Source organism: Mesorhizobium sp. Root695 (assembly GCF_001428185.1).
GTDB lineage: Bacteria > Pseudomonadota > Alphaproteobacteria > Rhizobiales > Rhizobiaceae > Mesorhizobium.
The window spans coordinates 165977-192954 of the sequence record NZ_LMHO01000042.1; the positions used below are offsets into that span (position 1 = coordinate 165977).

30 protein-coding genes are annotated in these 26978 nt (G+C 63.7%); 13 read left to right on the forward strand and 17 right to left on the reverse strand.

What is annotated here, in order from left to right:
* Positions 1-7: 7 nt before the first annotated feature.
* The 7 genes from ybgF to ybgC all read right to left on the reverse strand — a co-directional run bounded on the left by ybgF (position 8) and on the right by ybgC (position 6547).
* The gene (gene ybgF, locus ASD99_RS26105) at positions 8-1117 is read right to left on the reverse strand and encodes a tol-pal system protein YbgF (RefSeq protein ID WP_056586487.1); all 1110 of its coding nucleotides are present in this window, start codon (positions 1115-1117) and stop codon (positions 8-10) included.
* A 226-nt stretch (positions 1118-1343) separates the two neighbouring features.
* Positions 1344-1850, reverse strand: a complete 507-nt coding sequence (gene pal / locus ASD99_RS26110) for a peptidoglycan-associated lipoprotein Pal (protein WP_056586484.1) — start codon at positions 1848-1850, stop codon at positions 1344-1346.
* Positions 1851-2099: 249 nt separating this feature from the next.
* Positions 2100-3410 (reverse strand): Tol-Pal system beta propeller repeat protein TolB, encoded by a 1311-nt coding sequence (gene tolB, locus ASD99_RS26115; RefSeq protein WP_057145357.1) that lies wholly within the window; start codon positions 3408-3410, stop codon positions 2100-2102.
* A gap of 40 nt (positions 3411-3450) precedes the next feature.
* A complete protein-coding gene (locus ASD99_RS26120; protein WP_057145358.1) occupies positions 3451-4608 on the reverse strand; it encodes a TonB family protein in 1158 nt (385 codons plus the stop codon).
* Positions 4609-4616: 8 nt separating this feature from the next.
* Positions 4617-5069, reverse strand: a complete 453-nt coding sequence (tolR, locus tag ASD99_RS26125) for a protein TolR (protein WP_056586475.1) — start codon at positions 5067-5069, stop codon at positions 4617-4619.
* Between the two features lie 10 nt (positions 5070-5079).
* On the reverse strand, positions 5080-5790 hold the full coding sequence (tolQ, locus tag ASD99_RS26130) for a protein TolQ (RefSeq protein ID WP_023811854.1): 711 nt from the start codon (positions 5788-5790) through the stop codon (positions 5080-5082).
* Positions 5791-6064: 274 nt separating this feature from the next.
* The gene (gene ybgC / locus ASD99_RS26135) at positions 6065-6547 is read right to left on the reverse strand and encodes a tol-pal system-associated acyl-CoA thioesterase (RefSeq protein ID WP_056586469.1); all 483 of its coding nucleotides are present in this window, start codon (positions 6545-6547) and stop codon (positions 6065-6067) included.
* Positions 6548-6604: 57 nt separating this feature from the next.
* Here ybgC and ASD99_RS26140 point away from each other — a divergent pair, with 57 nt between their 5' ends.
* The gene (locus ASD99_RS26140) at positions 6605-7855 is read left to right on the forward strand and encodes a glycoside hydrolase family 5 protein (RefSeq protein ID WP_057145359.1); all 1251 of its coding nucleotides are present in this window, start codon (positions 6605-6607) and stop codon (positions 7853-7855) included.
* 106 nt (positions 7856-7961) lie between these two features.
* Here ASD99_RS26140 and ruvB read toward each other — a convergent pair whose 3' ends face one another.
* From ruvB to ASD99_RS26165, 5 genes are all read right to left on the reverse strand, one after another.
* The gene (gene ruvB / locus ASD99_RS26145) at positions 7962-8999 is read right to left on the reverse strand and encodes a Holliday junction branch migration DNA helicase RuvB (protein ID WP_056586463.1); all 1038 of its coding nucleotides are present in this window, start codon (positions 8997-8999) and stop codon (positions 7962-7964) included.
* Positions 9000-9042: 43 nt separating this feature from the next.
* The gene (gene ruvA / locus ASD99_RS26150) at positions 9043-9663 is read right to left on the reverse strand and encodes a Holliday junction branch migration protein RuvA (RefSeq protein ID WP_057145360.1); all 621 of its coding nucleotides are present in this window, start codon (positions 9661-9663) and stop codon (positions 9043-9045) included.
* Between the two features lie 13 nt (positions 9664-9676).
* Positions 9677-10186: a crossover junction endodeoxyribonuclease RuvC gene (gene ruvC / locus ASD99_RS26155; RefSeq protein WP_056586457.1), complete on the reverse strand. Its 510-nt coding sequence runs from the start codon at positions 10184-10186 to the stop codon at positions 9677-9679.
* A gap of 75 nt (positions 10187-10261) precedes the next feature.
* The gene (locus tag ASD99_RS26160; RefSeq protein ID WP_056586454.1) at positions 10262-10795 is read right to left on the reverse strand and encodes a DUF1465 family protein; all 534 of its coding nucleotides are present in this window, start codon (positions 10793-10795) and stop codon (positions 10262-10264) included.
* A gap of 376 nt (positions 10796-11171) precedes the next feature.
* Positions 11172-11552, reverse strand: coding sequence for a hypothetical protein (locus ASD99_RS26165; protein WP_056586451.1), 381 nt, complete (start codon positions 11550-11552; stop codon positions 11172-11174).
* A gap of 328 nt (positions 11553-11880) precedes the next feature.
* Here ASD99_RS26165 and ASD99_RS26170 point away from each other — a divergent pair, with 328 nt between their 5' ends.
* Positions 11881-12432: a DUF2269 family protein gene (locus tag ASD99_RS26170; RefSeq protein WP_056586448.1), complete on the forward strand. Its 552-nt coding sequence runs from the start codon at positions 11881-11883 to the stop codon at positions 12430-12432.
* Positions 12433-12468: 36 nt separating this feature from the next.
* Here ASD99_RS26170 and ASD99_RS26175 read toward each other — a convergent pair whose 3' ends face one another.
* Together ASD99_RS26175 and ASD99_RS26180 are read right to left on the reverse strand one after the other, a co-directional pair.
* Complete coding sequence (locus tag ASD99_RS26175; RefSeq protein WP_057145361.1) at positions 12469-13239, reverse strand: sulfite exporter TauE/SafE family protein; 771 nt, start codon at positions 13237-13239, stop codon at positions 12469-12471.
* A 167-nt stretch (positions 13240-13406) separates the two neighbouring features.
* Positions 13407-13886, reverse strand: a complete 480-nt coding sequence (locus tag ASD99_RS26180) for an Lrp/AsnC family transcriptional regulator (protein WP_057145362.1) — start codon at positions 13884-13886, stop codon at positions 13407-13409.
* Between the two features lie 132 nt (positions 13887-14018).
* On the opposite strand from ASD99_RS26180, the gene ASD99_RS26185 reads away from it, so the two are divergent.
* The 9 genes from ASD99_RS26185 to ASD99_RS35535 all read left to right on the forward strand — a co-directional run bounded on the left by ASD99_RS26185 (position 14019) and on the right by ASD99_RS35535 (position 21973).
* Positions 14019-14936, forward strand: a complete 918-nt coding sequence (locus ASD99_RS26185) for a DMT family transporter (protein WP_057145418.1) — start codon at positions 14019-14021, stop codon at positions 14934-14936.
* Positions 14937-15069: 133 nt separating this feature from the next.
* Positions 15070-15717 carry a thiamine phosphate synthase gene (locus ASD99_RS26190; protein ID WP_056586439.1) on the forward strand — a complete coding sequence of 216 codons (648 nt, stop codon included), beginning with the start codon at positions 15070-15072 and terminating at the stop codon, positions 15715-15717.
* Position 15718: 1 nt separating this feature from the next.
* Positions 15719-16759: a tetratricopeptide repeat protein gene (locus tag ASD99_RS26195; protein WP_082583423.1), complete on the forward strand. Its 1041-nt coding sequence runs from the start codon at positions 15719-15721 to the stop codon at positions 16757-16759.
* 141 nt (positions 16760-16900) lie between these two features.
* Complete coding sequence (gene efp / locus ASD99_RS26200; RefSeq protein ID WP_013529127.1) at positions 16901-17467, forward strand: elongation factor P; 567 nt, start codon at positions 16901-16903, stop codon at positions 17465-17467.
* An 85-nt stretch (positions 17468-17552) separates the two neighbouring features.
* The gene (locus ASD99_RS26205) at positions 17553-18353 is read left to right on the forward strand and encodes an inositol monophosphatase family protein (protein WP_056586436.1); all 801 of its coding nucleotides are present in this window, start codon (positions 17553-17555) and stop codon (positions 18351-18353) included.
* A 122-nt stretch (positions 18354-18475) separates the two neighbouring features.
* Positions 18476-19162, forward strand: coding sequence for a PAQR family membrane homeostasis protein TrhA (gene trhA, locus ASD99_RS26210; RefSeq protein ID WP_056586434.1), 687 nt, complete (start codon positions 18476-18478; stop codon positions 19160-19162).
* 108 nt (positions 19163-19270) lie between these two features.
* The gene (locus ASD99_RS26215; protein ID WP_056586431.1) at positions 19271-20296 is read left to right on the forward strand and encodes a MotA/TolQ/ExbB proton channel family protein; all 1026 of its coding nucleotides are present in this window, start codon (positions 19271-19273) and stop codon (positions 20294-20296) included.
* 1 nt (position 20297) lies between these two features.
* Complete coding sequence (locus ASD99_RS26220) at positions 20298-21329, forward strand: peptidoglycan -binding protein (protein WP_056586428.1); 1032 nt, start codon at positions 20298-20300, stop codon at positions 21327-21329.
* 428 nt (positions 21330-21757) lie between these two features.
* Positions 21758-21973 carry a hypothetical protein gene (locus ASD99_RS35535; RefSeq protein ID WP_413813953.1) on the forward strand — a complete coding sequence of 72 codons (216 nt, stop codon included), beginning with the start codon at positions 21758-21760 and terminating at the stop codon, positions 21971-21973.
* A 122-nt stretch (positions 21974-22095) separates the two neighbouring features.
* Here the strand turns inward: ASD99_RS35535 and ASD99_RS26230 are convergent, their stop codons facing one another.
* Entirely contained in the window at positions 22096-22449 is a 354-nt protein-coding gene (locus ASD99_RS26230; protein ID WP_056586878.1) for a DUF1304 domain-containing protein, read from the reverse strand.
* A gap of 143 nt (positions 22450-22592) precedes the next feature.
* Between ASD99_RS26230 and ASD99_RS26235 the strand changes: the two genes are divergently transcribed.
* Entirely contained in the window at positions 22593-24080 is a 1488-nt protein-coding gene (locus ASD99_RS26235) for a carboxypeptidase M32 (RefSeq protein WP_057145364.1), read from the forward strand.
* A gap of 36 nt (positions 24081-24116) precedes the next feature.
* Here ASD99_RS26235 and ASD99_RS26240 read toward each other — a convergent pair whose 3' ends face one another.
* The gene (locus ASD99_RS26240) at positions 24117-25916 is read right to left on the reverse strand and encodes an ABC transporter transmembrane domain-containing protein (protein ID WP_057145365.1); all 1800 of its coding nucleotides are present in this window, start codon (positions 25914-25916) and stop codon (positions 24117-24119) included.
* 206 nt (positions 25917-26122) lie between these two features.
* On the opposite strand from ASD99_RS26240, the gene rpmE reads away from it, so the two are divergent.
* A complete protein-coding gene (rpmE, locus tag ASD99_RS26245) occupies positions 26123-26344 on the forward strand; it encodes a 50S ribosomal protein L31 (RefSeq protein WP_006327661.1) in 222 nt (73 codons plus the stop codon).
* An 85-nt stretch (positions 26345-26429) separates the two neighbouring features.
* Here the strand turns inward: rpmE and ASD99_RS26250 are convergent, their stop codons facing one another.
* Positions 26430-26975, reverse strand: coding sequence for a TetR/AcrR family transcriptional regulator (locus ASD99_RS26250; protein ID WP_244497906.1), 546 nt, complete (start codon positions 26973-26975; stop codon positions 26430-26432).
* Positions 26976-26978: the final 3 nt, after the last annotated feature.

Genomic DNA, 26978 nt, shown 5'->3' on the forward strand with positions numbered 1-26978 from the left:
AGAAGGATCAGCACGCGGCCAGAGCCTTCTCCTGCTTGACGCGTTCCTTGAGGGCACTGGAAATATCAGGGTAGCGCTTGCCGACCTCGCTGAAGGTGGCGCAGGCAACATCATGCTGCTTGAGGCCGACCAGCGACACGCCGAGCTTCAGCAACATGTCGGGCGCCTTCTTGGCCTTGGGATAGTCCTTGCTGGCGGCAAGGAAAGTCTCGGCGGCGTCGCGGTATTTCTGCTGGCCAAGCAGCGACTCGCCCAGCCAGTAATGCGCGTCCGCCGCCTTCGCGTCCTTGGGGAAGCGGGCGATGTGGTCGCGAAAGCCCTGCTCGGCGGTGCCGTAGTCGCCCGAGAGGATGAACTGGTAGGAATTGCGGTAGAGTTCCTCCGGGTCGTTGGTGGCGGGCAATGCCGCGATCACCGTGTCGGATTTGCCGGCCTTGGCCGGCGCACCGGTGGCTGGCGCGGTGTCCTGCGCCGGCGCGGTCGCCTGGGTGTTGCCGCCGGCATCGATGACATTGCCGTTCTTGTCGACGGTGATGGTTCCAAATGTCTTTTCCGGCGCTCCCGTACCGGGAATAACCTTGCCGGGGTCGCCTTCGGGCGATTCGACAATGACGTCCTGGACCGTCTTGCCGCCTGCTGCCTGATCGGTGCCGGGTGCGGCGCCGGCATCGGCCGGCGCCTGTGTTGCCGGGGCCGCAGCCACGTCGGTGTCGGTGCCGGTTGTGGCATCCGATTTCTTCTGTGCTGGCGGCTGTCCGCCTTGCGTGCCGCCGCCTTCAAGCTGCTGGAAGCGGAATTCATTATCTTCCTGCTGCTTGCGGATCTGCTCCTGCATCTGCAGGACCTGGAAATTGAGTTCCTCGATCTTGCCGTTCATCTGCCGCAGCTGCTCTTCGAGGCTGGTGACGGCGGCAGGATCGGACTGCACTATCTGGACCTGATCCGGCTTCTTCTTCTGGCCGAAAAGGCTGGGCAGTTCGATGCTGGGCAGATGGAAGGAAAAGCCGCTGTCGGTTGATTGCCCTGTGCCGCTCGCCTCCAAGCCGCTAGCCAAGGCGGTGACGCCTGATAGGAGCAGCAGCGCAAGCGTGCCGCTCAGAACCGATCTCAAATGCATGTGCCTCTCGCCGTGATTTCGTTAGCTTGTTCGCGCCTTCCAATCAGAATGGGACCAGCCAAGCGCCCTCGGCTCATAGCAGGAGCCGAGACTTCGGCCAAATTTTGTTTCGGGCATCCGGAAATGAAAAAGGCGGCCCCAGGGCCGCCTTTCGCATAGGTATGTTGCATTTTTACCGCTACACCGCCGCGCGTTCTTTTGACGCGCCGGTCGGCTGCGCGATGCCTCAGGAACCAGCGCCGCTGAGCGTGGTGACCGCACGGCGGTTCTGCGACCAGCAGGAGATGTCGTCGCACACCGCGACCGGACGTTCCTTGCCGTAGGAAATGGTCTTGAGACGGCTGGCCGAGACACCCTTGGCGACGAGGAAGTCGCGGGTGGCGGCGGCACGGCGGGCGCCGAGCGCCAGATTGTACTCACGTGTGCCACGTTCGTCGGCATGGCCTTCGATGACGATGGCATACTGCTTGTACTGGTTCAGCCACTGAGCCTGGCGAGCCAGGGTCGTCTGCGCGTCGGCACGGATCGAGGTCGAGTCCGTATCGAAGAAGATGCGGTCGCCGATGTTGACGGTGAAGTCCTGCGCCGATCCGGGTGTTGCAGCACCCGCGCCGTTAAGGCCAAGATCGGCCGCGTTGTTCGGCGTCTTCTTCGAGGCGCAACCGGCGATGGCGAGCATCGCCACCAGCGCGATCATGACCGGGTTTCTGGTAAGTGCTGCGATACGGCCCATGCCGCCTCTCCTTCGCATTTCGAGTGATCGTATTCGAGTGATTTCGTTGATCACCCAGTAACCACGTTTGGGTTAACCGGCATTCAAGAAACACGGTTAAAATTTGGTTTAGGCTGCCCGTCCGCAGCCGTTTGGCCTGAAGCCACATTTCACGCGGACCCTAGGCGTAAATACGGCCAAAACGCGACCAAGGCATGGAAAAGGGGCCGAAACGGCCCCTTTTCAGCATGTGTGGCAATTCAGCCGAACCTATTCCAGCAGCGGCGACCAGGCCGGGTCCGAAGCGAAATTCGCGGTCGGGATCGATTGCTCGTTGCGGCCGGTAAGATCGACGGAAACCAGCTTTGGCCCCCCTGCCGAATCGCGGAAGAACATCAGCACGCGGCCGTTCGGCGCCCAGGTCGGCCCCTCCTGCTGGAAGCCGGAGGAGAGGATGCGCTCGCCCGAGCCGTCGGTCTTCATGACGCCGATCTGGAATTCGCCGCCGGTCTGCTTGGTGAAGGCGATGAGGTCGCCGCGCGGCGACCACACTGGCGTCGAATAGACGCCGTCGCCGAAGGAGATGCGGGTCTGACCCGAGCCGTCGGCGCCCATCACGTAGATCTGCGCACGGCCGCCACGGTCGGAGGTGAACACCACCTTGCTGCCGTCGGGCGAATAGGAGGGCGAGGTATCGATGGCGGTCGAGTTGGTCAGGCGCGTCGTCGAACGGCTGCGCAGATCCATGGCGAAGATGTTGGAATTGCCGTCGTCGCGCAGCAGGCTCATGATCACCTTCTGGCCGTCGGGCGAAAAGCGCGGCGCAAAGGTCATGCCGGGGAAATTGCCGACCAGTTCGCGCTGCCCGGTCTCGATCTGCAGCAGGTACACCCGCGGCTGGCCGCTTTCATAGGACATGTAGGTGATTTCCTGCCGGTTCGGCGAGAAACGCGGCGTCAGCACGATCGACCTGCCATCCGAGAGATAGCGGACGTTGGCGCCGTCCTGGTCCATGATGGCGAGGCGCTTCTTTCGCGCGTTCTTGGCGCCGGATTCGTCGATGAAGACGACGCGGGTGTCGAAATAACCCTTCTCGCCGGTCAGCCGCTCATAGATCGCGTCGGCGATGATGTGGGCGACGCGCCGCTGATTGGCGTCGTTGGCGAAGAACTGCTCGCCGGACATCTGCTGGCCGGCAAAGGTATCCCACAACCGGTACTGGGCGCGGATGCGGCCGTCGGCTTCCTTGCTGACGCTACCGGTGACCAGCGCCTGCGCGTTGATCACCTTCCAGTCGTCGAAACGGGGCGCTGCATCGGGGTTGGTGATTTTCTCGATGAAGGCGCTCTTGTCGATCGGCGCGAACAGGCCCGAACGCTTCAGGTCGGCGGTGACGATCTGCGAAATCTGCGCCCCAAGCGCGTCGCCGCCCTGGAAATCCGTGATGGCGATCGGCAGCGGCTCGACATTGCCCTTGTTGACGTTGAGCTCGACGAGCGCCAGCGCCGGCAACGTGCCGACCGCGGTCATGCCCGTCGCCATTGCTGCGACCATCAGGAGCGGTTTGAGGATTGATTTCATGTCTTCTCGCTTCTCATACTGATTTTCGGACACTCAGGCGTTAGAGGCCGAGCATCTCCCTTGGATCGAAGGTGACGCGGACGTCGGCCCAGATGTCCTGCTTGCCGGCCGGAACCTGCAGGCCGGTGACATCGCATTTTTGCACCGCGCGAACGGCACTCTCGTCGAACTGGCGGCTTCCGCTCGACTTCTCGACCGCCGGGCGCCCGGCCAGCTTGCCGGAGGCATCCAGGTTGAACCGCACCACGACGACGAAGTTCTCGGAACCTTCAAGGCCGACAGGAAGGGTCCAGCAGCCGCCAAGCTGGCTTTCCAGGGCGCCCATTTCGGACCTGGAAAGCTTCTGACCCTGGTCCTTGTCGCCGCCGAGCGACGCCTGCTGGGTCGAGCGCTTGGCGCCGCCGCCGGATGGCTTCTGCTTGTCAAGGAGAGCTGAGATCTCGTCGGCGTTGAATTGCTTGTCGTCGGACTTAGGCTTCGACGACGCCTCCTTGACCGGCTTGTCGGCATCCTTGCGCTCCGGCGCCTTGGCGCTTTCGGCTTGCGCCGTCTGCGGCTTCGGCCGGGCTTCCGGCGCGGGCGCCGAGTCGGGCAGCTGCGTCGCCTCGGCAGGCGGCTCCTGCGCTATGGCTTCGGCGACGGCGTCAGGCTTGACCTCGGGCGTCGGATCGATGGCCGCGGTCTTGTCCTGCGGCGGCGGGGTCGGCGCCGGCTTGGCCGGCGTCGGCTTGGGGTCTGCCTGCTTGACCGGCTCGGGCTTGACCTCTTCCTTGGGCGTCGGCGCCGGCGCCACTTCGGTTGCCGGAATAGGCTTGGGCTTTTCCTGCGGCTTCGGCACGTCCTCGGGCTTCGGCTTCTCGATCGGGGTCGGCGCGGGCGGGGGAGCCGAGGTCATGTCGACGGGCTTCGGCTTGGCTTCCGGCGTTATCGGCTTGTCGGTATCGACGCTGTTCTCGCCGACCTTCTGCGCATCCGGCACGATGTCCGGGCGCTGCGTCGGCACAGGTGCCGGCTTTTCATGCATCACGGCCTTCTTGTCGCCCTGCAACGTTTGCGCAACGGCTTCCATCGGTACGATGTCGACCGCGACCGACTCGACGTCGGAGGACGGAAGCGCGGCCGGCGCCGTCAGCGTGAACAGGCCGAACGTCAGCGCCGCCGCATGCAAGATCACCGATGTGGTGAGGCCGGTCTTCATCTTCTTGTCTACTGATCCTGTTCCTGCAGTGAAACCAGGCCGATGTTCTTGTAGCCGGCGGCCGAAATGCGGGCCATCACCTTCATCGCCGTGCCATAGTCGGTGGACTTGTCGCCACGGATGAAGATGCGCTCCTCATAGCCGGTCTTCGAGATTGCCTGCAGCTTGGCCACCAACTCCTCGATCGGGATCTCGGTTTCCTGCAGATAGATTTGGCCGGCGGCGTTGATCGAGACGGTGATTGGCTGCGTGTCGGCATTCATCGCCTTGGCCTGCGTATCCGGCAGGTCGATCGGCACGCCGACCGTCAGCATCGGCGCCGCGACCATGAAGATGATCAGCAGCACCAGCATCACGTCGACCATCGGCGTGACGTTGATCTCGGACATCAGTGCATGGTGACGGCCGCGCCGCCTGTGGCCGCGCGCGCCGCGTCCTCCCATGCCCATGGACATACCCATCTGCTACTCCTCAGGCCTTGGGGGCCACTTTTTCATCGATTTGGCGCGAGAGTATGGCGGAGAACTCGTCCGAGAACCCTTCCATGCGCACGGCTATCTTGCTCGCGTCGGACGACAGCTTGTTGTAGGCGATGACGGCGGGAATGGCGGCGAGCAGGCCGATGGCCGTCGCTAGCAGCGCTTCGGCGATGCCGGGCGCAACCACCGCGAGACTGGTGTTCTTGGAGCCGGCGATCGCCTGGAACGACGTCATGATGCCGATGACTGTACCGAAAAGGCCGATGAAGGGTGCGGCCGAGCCGGTGGTGGCGAGGAAGCCGAGGCGGCCCTCCAGCTTCTCCATTTCGCGGGTCAGCGCCAGGTCCATCGCCTTGTCGATGCGGGTCTGCAGGCCGAGTGGCGTTTTCGCGCCCTTCTCGAAGCTCTTCTTCCACTCGCGCATCGCAGCCACGAAAATTGCGCCCATGCCGGTGGTCTTGCGGTCGGCGAGCGTGCGGTAGAGCTCCTCCAGCGACTGCCCCGACCAGAACACCTGCTCGAACCGGTTGAGCGCCAGCCGCATGCGGGCGTAGGAAACCAGCTTGTCGACGATGATCGCCCAGGTCCAGACCGAGGCGCAGAGCAAGCCGATCATGACCAGCTTGACCACCCAGCTGGCCGAAACGAACAGCGACCAAACCGACAATTGCGCGCCCGGGTCGGCGAGTGCGATATTTTCCATCGTTACGTCCTTAAGATTTTCCGGGCGAAGCTGGCGGCTGGCCCCTGGCATCCCTTGTGGTCGGTTCGCACGAAGCTACCGGAACAACCCCAAACTGTGCCGTTCTCGGCCTTTTCAGGGCAAATATTGGTGAAAGGAAGGCGCTCCGATAACGCCAATCTTCACCAATCTCTTCATGAACCGTTATGGTTAAGGATGGGTTAGTATATAAGGCGCGGCGCATTGCCACGCCCAGTGAACAATGCGCAAGCCGTCGCCGTTGATCGCAATGGGGCTAATCGGCCGCGGGTAAGGCCTTGGGCATGAATGCGGCCACCCATTCCCTGGGAAAGCGCCTTGGGCGGCCATTCTCGCCGATGATCGCCGCCTCGACCCTGGCCTCGACCAGCACCTCTTCGCCGCGCTTAAGCTGCTGCGCCATGAAGATGCGCGCCCCGGAAATGTCCTCGGTGCGTGTGTCGACCGTCAGGATGTCGTCGATGCGGGCCGGGCCGCGAAAGTCGATCTCCATGCGCCGCACCACCCAGACTATTCTTTCGCCATGCTTGCCGTCGGCAAGCTCGGTGTGGTGCACGCCGGTCAGTCTCAGATAGTCGGAGCGGCCGCGTTCGAAGAATTCGAGATAGCGTGCATGGTAGACGACGCCGGAGAAATCGGTGTCGGCGTAATAGACCCGCGCCATCAGCCGGTGGCCGAACGCGGTCAGCGCGCCGGAAAGTCCGGCCAGCAGCGTCGCCGATTCACCATGATCGCCCATTGCGCTTCCTTTTTCAGCCCCGGCGAGGCACCTGTTCCCCGCGTGACATAACATCGGATGGCACTGTTGACGGCGATGATCAAGACCTTGACGGCGGCGCTGCTTGTGCTCGCGGCGTTGGCGTGGCCCAGCCACGCGGCAACCTTCTTGATGAAGCGCGGCCTCAACCTCGACCAGTGGGTTACGTGGCCGGGCGAGGACCAGTGGGGCGACGCCAAGGCCATCCTGCCCTATCCGGAATGGCGGAAATTCCTTGGGGAGAACGATCTCAAGGCACTGAAGGACGCGGGCTTCGATTTCCTGCGCATGCCGGTCGACCCGTCGCCTTTCCTGTCCGGCCAGACCGTGGCGTTGCGGGACGACCTCTATGCCAGCGTGCTGGATTCGGTGCGCATGATCAACCGCGCCGGCCTGAAGGTGATCGTCGACATGCACCTGATCCCCGCCGGCGGCAGCCGCAAGATCGGCATGGCGCAAGTGATGGAAGACCCGCGGACCTTCGATCTCTATGTCGGGATGGTGCGCAGGATAGCCCGCACGCTGGCTGGCGAAGATCCGGCTCAAGTCGCTTTCGAGCCGATGAACGAACCGATCGTCGATTGCGACAGCGACGGCACCAGCCTGTGGCCGGACCGCCAGCGCAAACTGTTCGCCGCGGCGCGGTCCTCGGCGACGAAACTGACCCTGGTGCTGACGGGTGCCTGCTATTCCGCCGCGAGCTCGCTTGAGAAGATCGACCCGAAGACGATCCCGGACGACAACGTCATCTGGACCTTCCATTCCTACGATCCGTTCCTGCTCACTCATCAGGGCGCGACCTGGGCCGGCGACTTCATCCCCTATGTGACTGGCCTGCCCTATCCGCTGACCGCGGTGCCGCGGACACAGCTCGAGGTGACGCTCGACACCATCCGCGCCAGGATCAAGGCCGAGGCGCCGTGGACTCGGCAGAGCGGCCTGCTTGCCTATCTCGACGAACAGGCCGCCAGCATGGACAGCCCCGACAAGCTGCTCGGCTTGATGGATGCGCCGTTCAAAAAGGTCGAGGCGTGGGCGAAGGCCAACGGTGTCAAGCCTGAGAACGTCACGCTGGGCGAGTTCGGCATGATCCGCCAGGAATATGGCAACGCCTATGTGATGCCCGCCGAGTTCCGGGCAGCCTATGTCAGGGACATGATCGCGCGCGCCGAGGCGCACGGCTTCTCTTGGTCGGTGTGGAGCTATGGCGGCGCTTTTGGCATCATCGATGCCTTCAACGGCGACAAGGCGGAGCCTGACGTAATGGACGTGATCCGCGGGCTGCGTTGACCGTTCAGGCAAGATCGATCGAGAAGATTCCGGGAGCATTCCAAACGCATCGGCGCAATGCTGAAAGCCAGGCTCGCCCGAGACAACGTAGCGGCGCGCTTGAAAATTACTCTTCCTGGAACAGGTTGATCTGCTGCTGCGCCAGATCCTTCGGCGCGTCGAGGCCGAGATGGCGCCAGGCATTGGCCGTCAGCATGCGGCCGCGCGGCGTGCGCTGGATGAAGCCCTGCTGGATCAGATAGGGCTCGATGATGTCCTCGATGGCGTCGCGCGGCTCGGACAAGCCGGCGGCGATCGTCTCGATACCGACTGGCCCGCCGCCGAAATTGCGCGCGATCATCGACAGATACCGTCGGTCGAGCGCGTCGAGGCCGAGCGCGTCGACCTCCAGCCGGGTCAACGCCTCGTCGGCGATCTTGCGGTCGACATGGCCGTCGCCGGCGACCGAAGCGAAATCGCGCACGCGGCGTAGCAGCCGGCCGGCGATGCGTGGCGTGCCGCGCGCACGGCGCGCGATCTCCAGTGCGCCATCGTCGCCGAGCGGCATTTGCAGGATGCGCGCGCCGCGCCGCACGATCAGCTCCAGCTCCTCGACGGTGTAGAAATTGAGCCGCACGGGAATGCCGAAACGGTCGCGCAGCGGGTTGGTGAGCAGACCAAGCCGCGTGGTGGCGGCGACAAGAGTGAAACGGGCGAGGTCGATCTTGACCGAGCGCGCCGCCGGTCCCTCGCCGATGATCAGGTCGAGCTGGAAATCCTCCATCGCCGGATAGAGGATTTCCTCCACCGCCGGGCTCAGCCGGTGGATCTCGTCGATGAACAGCACATCCCCTTCCTCGAGATTGGTCAGCAGCGCGGCGAGATCGCCGGCCTTGGCGATGACTGGGCCGGAGGTCGAGCGGAAATTGACGCCGAGCTCGCGCGCCATGATCTGCGCCAGCGTCGTCTTGCCGAGGCCCGGCGGCCCGACGAACAGCACATGGTCGAGCGCCTCGTTACGGCCCTTGGCCGCCTCGATGAACACTTTGAGGTTGGCCCGCACCGCGGCCTGGCCGACGAAATCGTCGAGTGTCTGCGGCCGCAAGGTCTGCTCGGCATCCTCGCCGCGTTTTTCGGGAGCAATAAGGCGAGGCGACAGGCTCATGTTGCCTTCCTTGCACAGCGTTGAGTGCTGAACAAGCAGGGGTTCACCGCGCCAGTTCCTTCAGCCCAAAGCGGATCAGCTTCGGCGCATCGGCATCCTCGCCCGCCGTCTTCAGCGCGGCCGCCACCGCATTGGCGGCGGTATCGCGCGAATAGCCGAGATTGACCAGCGCCGACACGGCATCGGTGATCGGCGCGGATGCCACGCCGTCGCCGAGCTCCTGCTTCAGGCCGATGGTGCCCGAGGCAGTGCCGGCATAGGCCGGCGCCTTGTTCTTCAGCTCGGTGACGATGCGCTCGGCCACCTTCTTGCCGACGCCGGGTGCGCGAGAAACCATGGCGATGTCGCGTAGCGCAATGGCATTGGCGAGATCGGCCGGCGCCAGCGTCGACAGGATGGCCAGCGCCACCTTGGCGCCAACGCCCGGCACATTGTTCATCAGCAGCCGGAACCACTGGCGCTCGAGCTGCGACTGGAAGCCGTAGAGGCGCAGCATGTCCTCGCGCACATAGGTCTCGATGAACAGCACCACCGCTTCGCCGGGCGAAGGCAGCGCGGCCAGCGTGCGCGCCGAGCAATAGGCGACGTAGCCGACGCCATGGATATCGACGAGGCAATGATCGTCGTCGACCTCGTCGAGCGTGCCCTTGAGCTTGCCGATCATGCTTGATGACCCCTCACGCCAGCATTGCCATCCGGTAGGCCACGCTCTGCCGGTGATGCGCATGGCAGATGGCGATGGCCAGCGCGTCGGCGGCATGTTCGGTATCGAAAGTGGCTTTCGGCAACAGCACTTTCACCATCATGTGGATCTGCTTCTTGTCGCCATGGCCGACGCCGATCACCGCCTTCTTGACCGCATTGGGCGCATATTCGGCAACGACGAGGCCCGCACGCGCCGGCACAAGCATGGCGATGCCGCGTGCCTGGCCGAGCTTCAGTGTCGCCACGGCGTCCTTGTTGACGAAGGTCTGTTCGACGGCTGCCTCTTGCGGCATGGCGGTGTGCAGGATCTCGGCGAGCCCGTCATGCAATTGGCACAGCCGCGTCGCCAGTGCCGCCTTGTCGTCGGACTTCACGGTGCCGGACGCAATGAAGCGCAGCGAATTGCCGAGGCTTTCGACGATGCCCCAGCCGGTGCGCCTGAGCCCCGGATCAATACCGATGATGCGAATCGCTTCCCCCATCCGCCAACTTTACCTCCGGCGGACAGCGATGCCAGCGAAATGTGAACAAACCAGAAACAGAAGGGTGACCGAGGTTTAACCGCGGGCGAAAGCCGTGTTCAGCAGGCTGATCTGGTCCGAAACCGGATTGGAGCGGCGAGCCATCGGTTGCATGTCGACCACGGCGCCGGAGCCATAGATCTCCTCGTCCATGCGGCGCACCAGTGCCTGCAGGCGCAGCGAGCGGGTGACGAGGTCCAGGAAATCCTCGGGCAGTTCGGCCCAGCCGGCGGCTTCGTCATGGGCGGAAGCGGTGTCGAGACGCACCTTGGACTTTTCCGACGCGACCTGGTCGCGGGTCATCTCGCCGGAATTCGCGGCGCGCTGCAAAAGCAGCCAGGAGGCAACCTGCATCAGCCTGGTGGTCAGCCGCATCGATTCGGCGGCATAGAGCGTGGCCGCCAGCCTGGACAGTTTCTTCGCCTCGGCCCGGCCCTTGCCGTCGAGATATTCCGCCGCCTGTTCGACCAGGCCCATGCCTTCCTGATAAAGCGGCTTGAAGGATTGCGAGAAAACCCGGCGCTCCGCCAGTTTGACGGTTTTCGCACTGCCCTTCGAAGGCTCGTTCATTGATACGCCCCTGCACTTGCAACCGGCTGATTCGGCTCCCTGCCGATACACCCGGAACCCTATCTGACTGAAGCTTGAAAATGCGCTTCGTCACCGGTGAAGGCAAGCACATGTTTAACAGAAGGTTAACGGCGAGCCGACGTCGGGCGCTTCTGAAATGCGGGCAAAAAAAGAGCCGCGGATAAGGCGGCTCTCAGGAGTTTAACAGGGAGGCGTCAAACAAAGTGGCTCCAACCACTCGGTAAGAATCCAGATCACTGGATGAACATAGTAAACACCTGTAAAGCTTAATGAAGCCTTAACGGCGCGGATGTTTTTTGACCGAACGTCGCCATCCTGTGCCGTAACAGTACAGCCTCACTGCCTCTGGTTTAGCTCAGGCCGTCTTCCAGACCGCCGGCAAAGCGATGAAGGCAAACAGCAGCATGCCCGCATAGAACCCTATCGAGGAAATCCCGAGCAGCGGTTCTATCCCCGGATTGCCGGCGAGCAGAATGTAGAGGCCGATCATGAGCCCGATGCCGCTGATGGCAGTCAGCCAGAAATGAACCTTGGCCAGGACCTTCTGCCCGACGGCCGGAAACAGATGGTAGAAGAACGCGAAGACCGCTGACATCAGCCACCCGGCGACCATCGTGTGGGCGTGGGTTGGCATCTGGCCATGGTCTTCGCTGATCGCCATGTGGATGCCGAGCGCCATGCCGCACAACGCATAGATGATGGCCAGCGTGAAGAAATTCCGTGCTACCCCTTGCATAATGTCCCCTCGAAGTGCCTTTTCCCGGTTGCGGGAATGGGTTGATCGTCAGGCGACTGCTGTCGCCGCCGGGCTCCCGGCGTTAGCGCACTAGCATCGGCTATGTTTCCGGACGATGTCGCGCCAACCCCCTCCCGACGATTCGTATATTAGCAGGAAATCAGATAGCGCGTTCAGTATCTCAGCCGCTTCTTCATTGCGCTGAAACAGAGCTGGTTTTCTCGCGACATCGTTCCGAAACACGCGCCGCGCTAAAGGCCCGCTCCTCCGACGGCCGGTGCAAATCCGAGCCGTCGCAAACCTGACCGGAACACTGCAGGAGCAAATCATGGACTGGTACTCGATTGTTAAATTCCTCCACGTCATCTCGGCCATTCTCTGGGTTGGTGGCGGCTTCGTGCTGTTCCTGCTCGGCGTGCTTGCTGAGCGGGCGGGCAACATCGAGGACAAGCTGCAGGCGATGCGCGCCAGCGGCCAACTGGGCGGCAGGTTTTTTGCACCGATGTCGATGCTGACGCTGATTTTCGGCCTCATCATGTGCTGGTTCTGGGTTGGCTTCTCCGATCTGTGGATCCTGATCGGCCTGACCGGCTACGCCACGACCTTTTCGATCGGCATGTTGATCTTCAAGCCGACCGGCGAGCGCATGGGCGCGATGATCGCCAAGGAGGGCGTCACACCGGCCGTTCTTGCCATCGGTGAGCGCATGATGAGCGCGGCACGCTTCGACTATGCGGTGATGCTGGTGATCATCGCTGATATGGTGCTCAAGCCGACCGTGCATGACATCGGCATCCTCGCCGGCATGGTGCTGGTCGTTGTGGTGGGCGCCGCGCTGGCCTTTGGTGGCAGCCGTCGTCTCGTGCCAAGCCCCGCGTGACTCCTGATGGTGAGGAAAGGCTGCGCGGCGGCCTTTCTACATCAGGCCGGCGATGCCATCCCACAGCAGCTTCAGCGCCACGACCGCGACGGTTGCGTAGGTGAAGGGATAGAATGTTTCCGGCCGCATGCGGCGCACCAGCCACGCCCCGGCGATGGTCGACAGAGGCGCCAGCGGCATCAGAACCACCGATGCCGTCAGATTGGCGGTGTCGAACTGGCCGAGCGCGAAATAGGGCACCAGCTTCAGCGCATTGGTGGCGGCAAAGAAGATCGCGGCGGTGCCCGACAGAACTTTCGGATCGAGCCGGATCGGCAAGGCATAGACCTGGAAGGGCGGGCCGCCGACATGGGCGACGAAGCTGGTGAACCCGGCAACCGTGCCCCAGACTCCGGCGGCGACGCGGCTGGGCGCGGCCGCGTGGTCGGCGCCGTGGCGGAACTGCAGATAGAGCCAGCGCAGGACGAAAATGATGGCGACGGCGCCTACGATCAGCCGCACGGCCTCTTCGGTCACCAGTGCCGCCGTCAGCCAGCCAAGGCCGATGCCGATGACGGCGCCCGGCATCATGTCGACCAGCATCTTGCGGTCATAGACGCCCCACCATGTCCACACCGAGACGATGTCCATCAGACACAGGATCGGCAACAGGATGGCCGCCGCCTGCACCGGCGGCATGGTCAGCGCCATCAGCGGCACGCCGACAAAGCCGACAGCGCCGCCAAAGCCGCCCTTGGACAGGCCGACCAGAATGACCGCCGGAAGGGCGGCCGCGTAGAACCACGGATCGAGAAGCAGGCCTGACATGGGAGGGGACTGGTCCGGAGGGAAAGCGTGTCGACGTTTGAATAACCCAGAATGCCGGGGGGAGCGACAGCAAATATGAGCGTGGCGGCCGCACATACGGCCCACCGGCTGCTGGCTTTCCACCCGCTGCGATCAGCCCTCTGAAACCAGGGCGTGGCCGGTCCGGCTCAGGACGCCTGCAAGACCCTAGCCCTGTCACGAGACGAGGCCGCATCGAGCGGCGGCGGCCGGCGACGGATCGGCTGAGCCTTGATGATGGCGGTGCTTGTCTCGGCCTTGTCGGCGATACGGTCGAGAATCCCGTCGAGATCACCGATTGATCGCACGAACAGGCGGGCGACGAAGCAGTCATCGCCCGTCACCTTGTCGCATTCGCCGAATTCGGGAATCTCCTCGATCAGCTTCTGGACGATGTGCAGCTTGCCGGGCAGAGGCCGGATGCGCACGATGGCCTGCAAGGTATAGCCGAGCGCCAGCGGATCGATCTCGACGGTGAACGCCCGGATGACGCCGCGCTCTTCGAGCCGTCGAAGCCGCTCCGAAACGCTTGGCGACGACAGCCCGACTTGGGCGGCCAGTTCCTTCAGCGAGGTCCGCGCATCCTTGACCAGGATTTCAAGGAGATTTCGGTCGAGATCGTCCAGCATCTTACATTTCTCGATGATTTGGGCCCATGGCCTAATATAATTAGGTAATTTACCCATATCTCCTTTCTCGTCCGATGGAAAGCTTCGCGACCGCATGAGATTATGCTGGCCCAACTGATGCGGAGGTTTGTTGTGAACGAGACAGCGCGTGGCACGGTCGAAATGTCCGCCGCGATGGCGATCCTGGGAACGATCGGATGGTTCGTCGTCCTGTCCGGCCAGCCGATCATGGATGTGGTGTTCTGGCGTTGCACTTTCGGCGCGCTGACGCTGCTCATCATCTGCACCGCGATGGGCTTGCTGCGCAACAGGCTGTCGCTGCGCATCATCGCCATCGCCGCGGTCGGCGGCGTCGCCATAGTCGTCAACTGGCTGCTGCTGTTTAGCGCTTTCTCGCGCGCGTCGATTTCGATCGCCACCGCTGTGTACAACACGCAGCCCTTCATGCTGGTCGGCTTCGGTGCGCTCTTCTTCGCCGAACGCCTGACCCTGACCAAGCTGACCTGGCTGGCCATCGCCTTCGCCGGCATGGTGCTGATCGTGCAGTCGGCCCCCGATGCCGGCCCCAATGCCGGCATGGCCGGCACGGATTATTTTACCGGCATCGTCATGGCGCTGGGCGCGGCCTTCTTCTGGGCCGTTGCCGCCATCGTTACCAAGAAGCTCAAGGGCACGCCGCCGCACCTCATCGCGCTGATCCAGGTCTGCGTCGGCGTCGTCATGCTGGCACCTTTCGCCAATCTTTCCCAGCTTCCGGCCGATGCCTGGAGCTGGGCCATGCTGGCGACGCTCGGCATCGTCCATACCGGCCTGATGTACATACTGATGTACGGCGCCATCCAGAAGCTGCCGACGCATCTGCAGGGATCGCTGTCCTTCATCTATCCCGTCGTCGCCATTCTGGTCGATGTCGTGGCCTTCGGCCATCGGCTGCATCTGAGCCAGATCGTCGGCGCCACCGCCATCCTGATCGCCGCCGCCGGCATGAATCTCGGCTGGACGCTGTGGAAGGGCAAACCGCCCGTCGTAAGCCCGCACCCCATCAAGTGAAGCGGCCGCCGGCTGGCCGGCGGGTCAAACATCGCGATCCCGGCTGCCCGCCTGTTCAAGGCGGGCACTTTGCTCTATGCCGCAATCCAACCATCTTCGCCCGGCATAGGCGAAACGCGGGACCCGAAGAACCATGAATGACGCAACGCCCCCCAACCGCTGTCGCATCGTACTGATCGCGCCGCCCGGCGTGCCGGCGGCCCGTATCGCCGCGGCATTCGAAGGCGGCGACGTCGCTTCGCTGATCCTGCCCGAGAACGGCATGGACGAGGCCTCCTTCCAGGCTTTCGCCGAACAGATCGTGCCGGCAGCGCAAGCCGCCGGCGTTGCTGTCATCATCGCCGGCGACACCCGCATAGCCGGCCGCGTCCAGGCCGACGGCATCCATGTCGAAGTCTCCAAGGCCGAACTCGCCGAGACGATCGAGCATTTCCAGGCAAAGATGATGGTCGGCACCGGCGGCGCCAAGACGCGCGACGACGCGCTCGAGCTTGGCGAGACACGGCCCGATTACATCTTCTTTGGCCGCTTCGGTTACGACAACAAGCCCGAACCGCATCCGCGCAATCTGTCGCTCGGCAGATGGTGGGCCGACATGATCCAGATCCCGTGCATTGTCATGGCCGGGTCCGACATCGCCTCGGTGGAAGCAGTGGGCGCCACAGGTGCTGAATTCGTGGCGCTGTCGAGCGCCGTGTTCGCCGACGGCACCGATCCCAAGACAGCGGTCGCCACCGCCAACGCGCTGCTCGACGAGACCGCGCCGCGCTTCGAGGACTGACGTGCCCTCGGCGAGGCTTCCCCTCCAGGCTCTGCTTGCGGTGCTGATGGTCCAGGCGGCGGCCGCGGAGAGCATCCCGCTGCCGCAACCCAAGCCGGAAATCGGCATCCACAGCGACAAGCCTATCGACAAGCCGCTGCCACAGCCCGCCACCACTGCGGAACCGGCGCCGCTGCCGTCGGCCGACACAATAAACCCCGATCGCTTCGGCGCAAAACCCGCGGATGCTGCCTATGGCGCCTTCCAGCGCGGTCTCTACAAGACAGCCTACAATCTCGCGCTGGTCCGGGCGCAAAACGGCGACCCGGCGGCGCAGACGCTGGTGGCCGAGATCCTGTCGCGCGGGCTCGGTGTGCCGCTCAATTCGGCGGAAGCAGCGAAATGGTACGCGCTGGCCGCCGAACAGGGCGTGCCGGAATCGCAGTTCCAGTATGCGCTCATGCTGCTCGATGGCCGCTACGTGAAGAAGGACGAAAAGGGGGCCTATGCACTGATGCAGGCCGCCGCCGAAGCCGGCAACCGGCTGGCGCAGTTCAATTTCGCGCAGATGCTGGTCGAGCAGGACCCCGGCGACGCCGGCATAGCCAAGGCGGTCTCCTACTACGAGCGCGCCGCCGCGACCGGCCTCGCCGACGCGCAATATGCGATGTCGCAGATCTACGCGAACGGCGTCGGCGGCAAGCAACGAGACGATGTGCAGGCAAGGCGCCTGCTGGCGCAGGCGGCACGGCAGAATTACGACACCGCGCAGATCGATCTCGCCGCCTGGATGATCGAAGGCCGCGGCGGTGTGCGCGACCTGAAATCCGCCTTCGGCTGGATGAAGCAGGCGGCGGAGGGCGGTAATGTCGCCGCCCAGAACCGCCTCGCAAAACTCTATATGCAAGGCATTGGCACCGATCCGGACCTTGTCCTGGCCGGTGCCTGGTACATCGTCGCCCGCCGGGCCGGTCTCATCGATCCGCAGATGGACGACTTCCTGCAAGGGCTGAGCGATGACGAAACCAAGCAGGCCCTGCAGAAGGCAAACCGCCTGCCCTGACGGCCTCTCCGGTTCGGCGCCGACTTGGCGCTCCCTTGCCTCTTCGGACGATTTGTGGTCTTGGGAGCCCGAAATCGCTTTCCCAGCGAACATCCCATATCAACGGCCAGGCCGTTGGTATCCATTCCGGATCACCTCATCATGGCCAAAATCAATGGCAACGAAATCCGTCCGGGCTATGTCATCGAGCATGATGGCGGCCTTTGGGTGGCGGTCAGGACCAACACCGTCAAGCCCGGCAAGGGCGGCGCCTACAATCAGGTCGAACTGAAGAACCTCATCAACGGCACCAAGCTCAACGAGCGCTTCCGCTCGGCCGAGACGGTCGAACAGATTCGGCTCGACCTGAAGGACTTTTCCTTCCTCTATGCGCAGGAAGACGCGCTGGTGTTCATGGACACCCAGAGCTACGAGCAACTCGAATTGAACAAGGACTTCGTCGGCGATCGCGCTGCGTTCCTGCAGGACGGCATGATGGTGACGGTCCAGCTCTACGAAGAGAGGCCGATTGGCATTTCGCTGCCCGACTATGTGACGCTGACCATCACCGAGGCGGACCCGGTGGTGAAGGGCCAGACGGCGGCCTCGTCCTACAAGCCGGCGATCCTGGAAAACGGCATCCGTGTGCTGGTGCCACCATTCATCGGCGCCGGCGAGCGCATCATCGTCGACACCAACGAAATCACTTACGTGCGCCGCGCGGACTGATGCATGTCGCCCAAAAGTGGCCTCGGTTTTGGGTCACCGACATGCATCAAGCCAGAGCTTAAGTGCAGCACCAGGAAGATCCACTATGGCACGCTCAGCCCTTCTCAACGTCATGGTCCAGGCCGCAATGAAAGCCGGCCGCTCGCTGTCGCGCGACTTCGGCGAGGTGCAGAACCTTCAGGTCTCGATGAAAGGTCCCGGCGACTATGTCAGCCAGGCCGACCGCAAGGCCGAGGATATCGTCTTTGCCGAGCTGTCCAAGGCACGGCCAGGCTATGCCTTCCTGATGGAAGAGCGCGGCGCGGTGGAAGGCGACGACGGCCAGCATCGCTGGATCGTCGACCCGCTCGACGGCACCACCAATTTCCTGCATGGCATCCCGCTCTTTGCCGTTTCGATCGCGCTGGAACGGCAGGGGCAGATTGTTGCCGGCGTCATCTACAATCCGGCGATGGACGAGCTTTACACCTGCGAACGTGGCGGCGGCGCCTTCATGAACGATCGCCGCCTGCGCGTCGCCGGCCGCATCAAGCTGGTCGATACGGTGATCGGCTGCGGCATGCCGCATCTCGGCCGCGGCCACCATGGCAATTTCCTCGTAGAGCTGCGCAATGTCATGGCCGAGGTTTCCGGCGTCCGCCGCCTCGGCTCCGCCTCGCTCGATCTCGCCTATGTCGCTGCCGGCCGCATGGACGGCTTCTGGGAAACCGGCCTGTCCGCCTGGGACATCGCCGCCGGGCTTCTGCTGATCCGCGAGGCGGGCGGCTTCGTCTCCGACATGGATGGCGGCCAGGACATGCTCGACAACGGCTCGGTTGTCGCCGGCAACGAGGTCATCCAACGCGCTTTGCTCAAGGTCGTCAAGAAGCCGCTCCCTTCTCGTTGACAGGCAAGCCGCGCTGACATGACGGCGCGCTGAAGCGCCGCAGTCGTAAAACCGCAAACAAGACTTGAAATACTGCTCGGTGAGCGCACAGATTTGTGGTGCGCGGCGCAGGAAACCCGGCAGTGAACGACATCAAGCCCATCCCCGACATCCCGTTCATCGGACGCTGGCACTATTCGCGCGCCGAGATGATCGCCGACGGCATCGTCCACGCGGTCGGCATCGTGCTGGCGATATCGGCCGGTTCCGCACTGCTGGCGCTGGCGGCTTTTCGTGTCGGACCGGGCGAATACATCGCCGCCACCTTCTACGTGGTTTCGCTGCTCACCGTGCTGTCGGTGTCAATGACCTACAACCTATGGCCGGTGTCGTCGCCGGCGAAATGGGTCTTGCGGCGTTTCGACCACGCCGCGATCTATCTCCTGATCGCCGCGACCTACACGCCTTTCCTGGCCCAGCTCGGAGGCTCGCCGCTGGCGCGCTGGATGATCGTCCTCGTCTGGACCGCAGCCGTGCTGGGCATTACCATCAAGGTGTTTTTTCCCGGCCGTTTCGATCGGCTGGCCATCGGCTTCTATCTCGCCATCGGCTGGAGCGGGATCGTCCTGGTCAGGCCACTTGTCCAAACACTGCCGACGACATCGATCGCGCTCATCGTCGCAGGTGGCATCGTCTACTCCTGCGGCGTCATCTTCTTCGCCTGGAAAGGCCTGCGCTTCCACAATGCACTGTGGCACGGTTTCGTTGTCACCGGCGCCGGCCTGCATCTGGCCGCCATGGTTGACTGTCTGGTCATCAATCGCCTCTGACACAGACTATCGACGCGGCAATATTGCCAAGCGCCATTCAATTTGGTCACAATTCCGTTTAGAGTCGCGGTTTACGTGATCGGCGGCGGCATCGGAAACGGGGCACGGATGGCTTTTCTCAGATCCTTCGGCATGGGCAGACGTTCTGATGTCCTGATCTACGACCCCCACAAACTGTCGAGCCCGCAGGTCTTTCTGCTGACCATGGTGATCTTCCTGGTCATCGTCGCCTTCATCGCCGCTATCCTGACCCGCCAGATTTCGACCGCCTTCGGCAGCAATCCCGGTCTCAACGGCCTGATCGTCGGCGTGCTGGTGGTCGGCATCCTGCTGGCCTTCGCCCAGGTCGGGCGGCTGTTTCGCGAAGTGCGCTGGGTCAACTCCTTCCGTGCCGGCTCGGAGACCACCGAACCGGTGCTGCTGGCGCCGATGAAGGCGATGATCGGCCGCTCCTCGGCGACGGCCTTCTCGACCAGTTCGATGCGTACCATGCTCGATTCCATTGCCACCCGCCTCGACGAAAGCCGCGACACCTCGCGTTATCTCGTCGGCCTGCTGGTGTTTCTCGGCCTGCTCGGCACCTTCTGGGGCCTGTTGAACACCATCGGGTCGATCCGCGAGACCATAGAATCGCTCGATCCTGGCACGGGTGACGCCGCCGCGGTGCTCGATTCCCTGAAGCAGGGGCTTTCGGCGCCGCTGGCCGGCATGGGCACGGCCTTCTCGTCCTCGCTGTTCGGCCTGTCCGGCTCGCTGGTGCTCGGCTTCCTCGACCTGCAGGCCGGCCGCGCCCAGACGCGCTTCTACACCGAGCTGGAAAACTGGCTGTCCTCGGTCACCGATCTGTCGTCCGACATCGTCGTCTCCGACCCGGCCAAAACCGAATCCTCCGACGAGATCCGGGTGCTGTCCGAACGGCTGCGCAGCATGCAGGAGAATGGCGGCGGTTCCAATCCGCGCGTCGCCACGGCGATGGCCAATCTCGCCGACGGCATTTCCGGCCTGGTCAAGAACATGCGCTCGGAACAGCAGATCATGCGCGACTGGGTCGAGGCCCAATCCGACGAGCAGAAGGCGATGCGCAACACGCTGGAAAAGATCGCCGACGCGCTGAAGAAGCCCGGGGTCCACTAACATGGCACTTGCCAGGGGCCGGCGCACCGATCGCCGCATCGACTACTGGCCGGGCTTCGTCGACGCGCTGTCGACGCTGCTGCTGGCGATCATGTTCCTGCTCACGGTCTTCGTGCTGGCGCAGTTCCTGCTGGGACGCGAAATCTCCGGCAAGGATACGGCGCTCTCGCGCCTCAACTCGCAGATCAACGAGCTGACCCAGTTGTTGGCGCTGGAGCGCTCTACGGCGCAGGACAAGGATGATTCGCTGGCCAATCTGCAGGCGTCCCTGTCGGCAACGGAAGCGGAGAAGAGCCGGCTCGAACAATTGCTGGCGCAAGGTGCTGGTGCCGGCGACGCCGCCAACCAGCGCGCCGCGGCGCTCGGCGGCGAACTCGACAGCCAGCGCCAGATCAGTCAGCAGGCGCTGAGCCAGGTCGAGATCCTCAACCAGCAGATCGCGGCTCTGCGCAAGCAGATCGGCGCGCTCGAGGATGCGCTCAACGTCTCCGAAACCCGCGACCGCGATTCCAACACCAAGATCGCCGATCTCGGCCGCCGCCTGAACGTCGCACTTGCGCAGCGTGTGCAGGAATTGAACCGCTACCGCTCCGACTTCTTCGGCCGCTTGCGCGAGATTCTCGCCGACCGCGAGAACATCCGCATCGTCGGCGACCGCTTCGTCTTCCAGTCGGAAGTGCTGTTCCCGACCGGCTCCGAGGTGATCAACGATGCCGGCAAGGTCGAGATGAAGAAACTCGCCGACGCCATCATCGAGCTGCAGAAGGAAATCCCGCCCGAGATCAACTGGGTGCTGCGCGTCGACGGCCATACCGACAACAAGCCGCTCTCCGGCACCGGCCGCTACCGCGACAACTGGGAGCTGTCTACGGCGCGTTCGACCTCGGTGGTGAAATTCCTGATCGAGAACGGCGTGCCGGCCAACCGCCTGGTCGCCGCCGGTTTCGGCGAGTTCCAGCCGCTCGATCCCGCCGACACCGAAGAGGCGCGCAACAAGAACCGCCGTATTGAACTGAAGCTCACCGAACGTTGATCCATCATCACGCGAACCCACGCGAATTTGTTCGCCGGCTCAACTCTAGGGCGCAGAATGGAGCCGGAAAGGCCTGAAAAGATTATCTTTTTCTAATTACACATTGTCGCAGAGCGGTCCTAGCTTCCCGCCTGGGCCGAGAACCGCCGGCGATGAATCCCCCTCATCGCGACGCGACGGAACCGGACGGCCCACGGCCAGAAGGCAGGCGGAACGACCACCGCCTTCCTCTACAAGAGGAGACGGGTGATGCGCTCTTTCACTCCCAAGACCTCGCTTAGAAGTGCAACACTCACAGCGTTCCTCATCGCCGTTCCGCTTGCTGACGCCTATGCTGCGGCCATCACAACAAGGGCGCTCTCGACGCGACCGACCCGACCGATTTCACCGACCTGCGCGTCGAGGGTCTCATCCAACAGGTCCAGGGCGTGCGCGAAGGCATAGTCGCCGCCAAGCAGGCCAACAACATCACGCCGGCCGTGGCCAAGCGGCTGGAAATGCGCACGGCGCACATTAGCCAGGCAGCCGAGAAGATCGCGGCGTCGGATCATGGCAGGATACCGGCCGCGCAATACCATGATCTGCAGCGCCGCCTCGACAATGTCGACCAGCAGCTGAGGCTTAATACCGGCAGTGTTTCCTGATGGGCGACGGTGCCGACGGCGGTAACTACCCGAGCGGCTGAAATCGTAGCGCCTGAGACGGTCCAACAGGAAGGGACCGCCTGACGCCTTCGGGAGTCAAATCCGCAGGCGTCCTTCTTTGCTTACCAGCCAAGCCAGACCGCGATCAGGGCAATCACCGCCGGCACGGTCTGGATGAACAGGATCTTCCGGCCGACCGTGGCCGCGCCATAGAGGCCGGCAACAGCCACGCACGACAGGAAGAACAGCTTGACCTGGAAACCGGCCGTACCGAGGTAAAGCCCCCAGATCAGGCCGGCGGCGAGGAAGCCGTTGTAGAGCCCCTGATTGGCGGCGAGCACCTTCGAAGCGCTGGCGAATTCGGGCGTCAGATTGAAAGCCTTGTGCCCGCGCGGCGTGTCCCACAGCACCATCTCCAGGTAGACGACGTAGACATGGATCAAGGCCACCAGCCCGACCAGGATGTTGCCGATCATGTTGTTCGCCCCTTCATGTGTCACCGGCAGCATTTCACGCGTGACCTTACCTGCGCAAGATGCATCCGCCGCCTGGTGCCTGAGGGTTGCAAACACCTTTGCGTTGGTATCTTTTCGCGCCGTCCCCAATCACGGAAGCCGCCATGTCCTTTCAGAAACTCGATGACCTCGGCCACAAGCTCGAAGCGCTCGAGCATGCGCTGGCCATCCTCGGCGCCGACGAAGCGACCCACATGGCCGTCGGCGGTGGCGAGAAGCGCGCCGAGGCGATGTCGGCACTGGCCGGCATGTATCACACCAGGGCAACGGCGCCGGAGATAGCGGACTGGATCGCTGTGGCCGAACAGGAAGCGTTGGGTGAAGAGCAGCGCGCCGCCGTCGCCGAACTGCGGCGGCAATACACCAACCTGACCTGCCTGCCGGTCGAATTCGTCGAACGCCAGACGACCGCGCGCATGCGTTGTGAGCAGCTGTGGCGCGACCTGCGTGCCAAGAACGACTGGGCTGGCTTCCAGCCGGCGCTGGAGGGCGTGGTGGCGCTGGTGCGCGAGGAGGCGGGGCTGCGTGCCGACGTGCTCGGCCTTGCCCCCTATGACGCGCTGATGGAGCAATACGATCCCGGCAACCGCACCGCCGACATCACGCCTGTGTTCACCGATCTCAAGGCTTTCCTGAAAAGCTTTGTGCCGGAGGCGCTGGCGATCCAGGACGCGCGGCTGCGCAAGCGCCCGTTGAAACCGCTTTCGGGCACCTATGCGATCGACCGGCAGCGCGAGCTCGGCCTTGCCATGATGGCGGCGGTCGGCTTCGACCTGACGCACGGGTCGCTGTCGGTGTCGCATCATCCTTTCTGCGGCGGCGTGCCGAGCGACGTGCGCATCACCACCCGCTACAAGACGTCTGATTTCCTGTCGGCGCTGATGGGCGTGCTGCACGAGACCGGCCATGCGCTCTACGAACAGAACCTGCCGAAGGCATGGTCGCACTGGCCTCTCGGCAAGGCGCGCGGCATGGCCGTGCATGAAAGCCAGAGCCTGTTCGTCGAAAAGCAGCTCGGCCGCAACCCGGCCTTCTGGCGCTGGGCGCTGCCGGTGGTCGAAAAGCATCTCGGCGAAGCCTGGTCGCTCGACGACATCCTGCCGCATGTGCATCGCGTCGAGCGCGGCCTGATCCGTGTCGATGCCGACGAGGTGACTTATCCCCTGCATGTCATCCTGCGCTACGAACTGGAGCAGGAGCTCGTCGCGGGCAGGCTTGAAGTGGCCGACCTGCCCGAAGCCTGGGACGCCAAGATGCGCGACTATCTCGGTCTTTCCACCATCGACAATCCGGCCGACGGGCCGAGGCAGGACGTGCATTGGCCGGGCGCCGCCTTCGGCTATTTTCCGTCATACACGCTGGGCGCGATGATGGCGGCACAGCAATGGGCGGCGCTGACACGGGAACATCCTGCCGCCGATGAGGACCTCGCCAAGGGCAATTTCGAGGCGATCAACGACTGGCGCCGCCAAAAGATCTGGTCGCAGGGGTCACGCTGGTCGACGCCGGACCTGCTCGAACGCGCCACCGGCGAAAAGCTCAACGCCACCTATTTCGTGAACCATCTGAAGCAGCGATACGGAGCCGCGTAAGGACGGTCGGCACATCAGGAACGCAGATGGTTCTGACTACTCCGCCGCCCCTCTGAAGGCGCTGGCGCCGGTTTCGAACTGCAGCTTGGCCAGCCGCGCATAGATGCCGCCCTTGGCGACCAGGCTCTGATGCGTGCCCTCCTCGACGATCGAGCCGCCATCCATGACCAGGATCCTGTCGGCCTTCAGCACCGTTGCCAGGCGATGGGCGATGACGATGGTGGTGCGGCCCTGCATCAGGCGTTCCAGCGCCATCTGCACCAGCGTCTCGCTTTCGGCGTCGAGCGCCGAGGTGGCCTCGTCGAGCAGCAGGATCGGCGCGTCGCGCAGGATGGCGCGGGCGATCGCCACCCGCTGGCGCTGGCCGCCGGACAGCGTCACGCCGCGCTCGCCGACCTGACTGTCATAGCCGTTTTCGAGCTTGAGGATGAATTCGTCGGCAAGCGCATCTTTCGCCGCCGTCTCGATCTCGGCCTTGCTGGCTCCCGGCCTGCCGAAACCGATATTGTCCCGCGCGCTTGCCGCAAAGATGGTGACGTCCTGCGGCACGATGGCGATGCGCTCGCGGACGGAAACAGGATCGGCCTCGCGCACATCGACGCCGTCGATCAGGATCTTGCCGGTTTCGGGATCGTAGAAACGCAGGATCAGCGAAAAGACCGTGCTCTTGCCGGCCCCTGACGGGCCGACGATCGCCACCGTCTCGCCGGGCATGACCTGAAAGCTCAAGCCATGGACGGCAGCGCGGTCGGGCCTTGCCGGGTATGAGAAGGAGACATTGTCGAAGACGATCGCACCCTTGGCGACCGCAGGCAGCGGCTTCGGATCGGCCGGAGCCTGGATCGCCGGCTTCTCTGCCAGGATCTCGGTCAGCCGTTCGGCTGCGCCCGCCGCCTGCGCAAGCTCGCCCCAGACTTCCGATAGGGCGCCCAGCGCGCCGGCGGCAAACACCGAATACAGCAGGAACTGACCGAGCGTGCCCGGCGATATCGAGCCTTCGAGCACGTCGCGCGAACCGAACCACAGCACCGCCACGACGGACGAGAAGATGGTGAAAATGGCAAAGAAGGTGAGGAAGGAGCGCGCGAAGATCGAGGAGCGCGCCGCTTCGAAGGCAGCTTCCACCGCGGCCGAGAAACGCCCGGTGACCAGCTTCTCATTGGTGAAGGCCTGCAAGGTGCGCACCGCGCCTATCTGCTCGCTGGCATAGGCGGTGGCATCGGCAAGCGTATCCTGCGCCTGTCGCGACTTGCGCCGCACCGAGCGGCCAAAGGCGACCAGCGGCAGCACGATGACGGGTATGGCGGCAATGACCAGGCCGGACAGTTTCGGGCTGGTGATGACCATCATCCCCACCGCGCCGAGGCCGAGGATGAGGTTGCGCAGCGCCACCGAGGCCGTCGCCCCGACCGCCGACTTGACCTGCGTCGTGTCGGCGGCGAGCCGCGACACGATTTCGCCCGACTGGGCGGTGTCGAAGAAGGACGGCGACAGCGTCGTGACATGGGCAAAGACATCGCGGCGGATGTCGGCGACGACGCGCTCGCCGAGCGTGATGACGAAATAGTAGCGTCCGGCCGATGCCGCCGCCAGCAGGGCGGCCATCGCCACCAACGCGGCGAAATATTCGGCGATGAAGGTTGGGCTGGACGACGAGAAGCCATGATCGATCATGCGTCGCACCGCCAGCGGCAGCGCCAGTGTCGTCGTCGCGGCGATGACCAGCGAGATGATGGCGCCGATGACCAGCCTGCGATACTGCGTGATGTAAGGAAACAGGCGCCTGAGCGGCTTGAGCGAGCGCCTGCGCTCGTCTGCGCTGCTGATTTGCGCCATCCCGATGTTCCTCTAGCCGCCCTTGGGGTCCGCGCCTCAATATGCGCTTGCCGCGGCCTTGTGATTCAATTCCGGCTGATGTATAGGCTCGCCGACCGTTTTAGAAGCCGTGGCTCCTCAATAGCTGCGGCTTCGAGTTTTAAAAAGGGGCGCATCGACGCAGGCTTATGCCCGTCGCCAGCGCCGGCAAGCCAGGAACCGAGCCCATGAAGACCGACATTCATCCCGATTACCACACCATCAAGGTCGTCATGACCGACGGCACCGAATACATGACCCGTTCGACCTGGGGCAAGGAAGGCGATACGATGAACCTCGATATCGACCCGACTACCCACCCGGCCTGGACCGGCGGCCAGCAGACCCTGCTCGACCGTGGCGGCCGCCTGTCGAAGTTCAAGAAGCGTTTCGAAGGTTTCGGCCTCTAAACCAAACAGCGCTCCGCAATCAGAAACCCGCTCACGAGGCGGGTTTTTTGTTGCGATTTTAAGCCTGTGACACGGTTCCACGGCCCTATTCAGCCAGCAATTCCCTGAGCGCCATGCGCTTGTAGGCGGCGACCAGCCTGTCGCCCTCCTGCCGCTCGACGGAAATCGCCAGCCGCATGGCGGCTTCGCCCATTTGCCAGACGAGGAACGCCGTGGTTTCCAGCGCCGCCGGATCGGCTGCCGGCCGCAGCCGTTTCAGCACCGCGGTGAGGAATTCGGCATTGGCCCGGCTGTCGGCGAGTTCCAGCTGGCGCAGTGCCTTGTCGGCCTGCGTGCCTGACCAGATGTCACGCATCACCGGCTCCGCCAGGAACAATCCGTAGTAGATATCGACCAGTCCCGAAAACGCTTGGCCCAGCCCTTCTGCGTCGCTGACGTCAGCCAGTGCTGCGGCGATGCAGACCTGGCTCTCGGCGGTGTAGCGCTCGGCCAGGGCCCAGATGATCGCCCGCTTGTCCGGAAAGAACTGGTAGAGCGAACCGATCGACACCCCTGCCCGTTCCGCCACCTCACCCATGCGCATGGCATCGCTGCCTTGCTCGGCAATCAGCGCCGAGGCCGCGGCCAGCATGCG

What these genes read in the sequence shown, in the direction of transcription:
- efp (WP_013529127.1), top strand. Translation starts at nt 16,901, where the DNA reads ATGGCCAAAATCAATGGCAACGAAATCCGTCCGGGCTATGTCATCGAG.
- ybgF (WP_056586487.1), bottom strand. Translation starts at nt 1,117, where the DNA reads ATGCATTTGAGATCGGTTCTGAGCGGCACGCTTGCGCTGCTGCTCCTA.
- ybgC (WP_056586469.1), bottom strand. Translation starts at nt 6,547, where the DNA reads ATGGGCGATCATGGTGAATCGGCGACGCTGCTGGCCGGACTTTCCGGC.
- ASD99_RS26190 (WP_056586439.1), top strand. Translation starts at nt 15,070, where the DNA reads ATGAATGACGCAACGCCCCCCAACCGCTGTCGCATCGTACTGATCGCG.
- ruvA (WP_057145360.1), bottom strand. Translation starts at nt 9,663, where the DNA reads ATGATCGGCAAGCTCAAGGGCACGCTCGACGAGGTCGACGACGATCAT.
- ASD99_RS26120 (WP_057145358.1), bottom strand. Translation starts at nt 4,608, where the DNA reads ATGAAGACCGGCCTCACCACATCGGTGATCTTGCATGCGGCGGCGCTG.
- ruvB (WP_056586463.1), bottom strand. Translation starts at nt 8,999, where the DNA reads ATGAGCCTGTCGCCTCGCCTTATTGCTCCCGAAAAACGCGGCGAGGAT.
- ASD99_RS26170 (WP_056586448.1), top strand. Translation starts at nt 11,881, where the DNA reads ATGGACTGGTACTCGATTGTTAAATTCCTCCACGTCATCTCGGCCATT.
- ASD99_RS26165 (WP_056586451.1), bottom strand. Translation starts at nt 11,552, where the DNA reads ATGCAAGGGGTAGCACGGAATTTCTTCACGCTGGCCATCATCTATGCG.
- ASD99_RS26175 (WP_057145361.1), bottom strand. Translation starts at nt 13,239, where the DNA reads ATGTCAGGCCTGCTTCTCGATCCGTGGTTCTACGCGGCCGCCCTTCCG.
- ASD99_RS26160 (WP_056586454.1), bottom strand. Translation starts at nt 10,795, where the DNA reads ATGAACGAGCCTTCGAAGGGCAGTGCGAAAACCGTCAAACTGGCGGAG.
- tolB (WP_057145357.1), bottom strand. Translation starts at nt 3,410, where the DNA reads ATGAAATCAATCCTCAAACCGCTCCTGATGGTCGCAGCAATGGCGACG.
- ASD99_RS26230 (WP_056586878.1), bottom strand. Translation starts at nt 22,449, where the DNA reads ATGATCGGCAACATCCTGGTCGGGCTGGTGGCCTTGATCCATGTCTAC.
- ASD99_RS26215 (WP_056586431.1), top strand. Translation starts at nt 19,271, where the DNA reads ATGGCTTTTCTCAGATCCTTCGGCATGGGCAGACGTTCTGATGTCCTG.
- ASD99_RS26205 (WP_056586436.1), top strand. Translation starts at nt 17,553, where the DNA reads ATGGCACGCTCAGCCCTTCTCAACGTCATGGTCCAGGCCGCAATGAAA.
- tolQ (WP_023811854.1), bottom strand. Translation starts at nt 5,790, where the DNA reads ATGGAAAATATCGCACTCGCCGACCCGGGCGCGCAATTGTCGGTTTGG.
- ruvC (WP_056586457.1), bottom strand. Translation starts at nt 10,186, where the DNA reads ATGGGGGAAGCGATTCGCATCATCGGTATTGATCCGGGGCTCAGGCGC.
- ASD99_RS26250 (WP_244497906.1), bottom strand. Translation starts at nt 26,975, where the DNA reads ATGCTGGCCGCGGCCTCGGCGCTGATTGCCGAGCAAGGCAGCGATGCC.
- rpmE (WP_006327661.1), top strand. Translation starts at nt 26,123, where the DNA reads ATGAAGACCGACATTCATCCCGATTACCACACCATCAAGGTCGTCATG.
- ASD99_RS26220 (WP_056586428.1), top strand. Translation starts at nt 20,298, where the DNA reads ATGGCACTTGCCAGGGGCCGGCGCACCGATCGCCGCATCGACTACTGG.
- tolR (WP_056586475.1), bottom strand. Translation starts at nt 5,069, where the DNA reads ATGGGTATGTCCATGGGCATGGGAGGACGCGGCGCGCGCGGCCACAGG.
- ASD99_RS26240 (WP_057145365.1), bottom strand. Translation starts at nt 25,916, where the DNA reads ATGGCGCAAATCAGCAGCGCAGACGAGCGCAGGCGCTCGCTCAAGCCG.
- ASD99_RS26140 (WP_057145359.1), top strand. Translation starts at nt 6,605, where the DNA reads ATGGCACTGTTGACGGCGATGATCAAGACCTTGACGGCGGCGCTGCTT.
- ASD99_RS26235 (WP_057145364.1), top strand. Translation starts at nt 22,593, where the DNA reads ATGTCCTTTCAGAAACTCGATGACCTCGGCCACAAGCTCGAAGCGCTC.
- pal (WP_056586484.1), bottom strand. Translation starts at nt 1,850, where the DNA reads ATGGGCCGTATCGCAGCACTTACCAGAAACCCGGTCATGATCGCGCTG.
- ASD99_RS26180 (WP_057145362.1), bottom strand. Translation starts at nt 13,886, where the DNA reads ATGCTGGACGATCTCGACCGAAATCTCCTTGAAATCCTGGTCAAGGAT.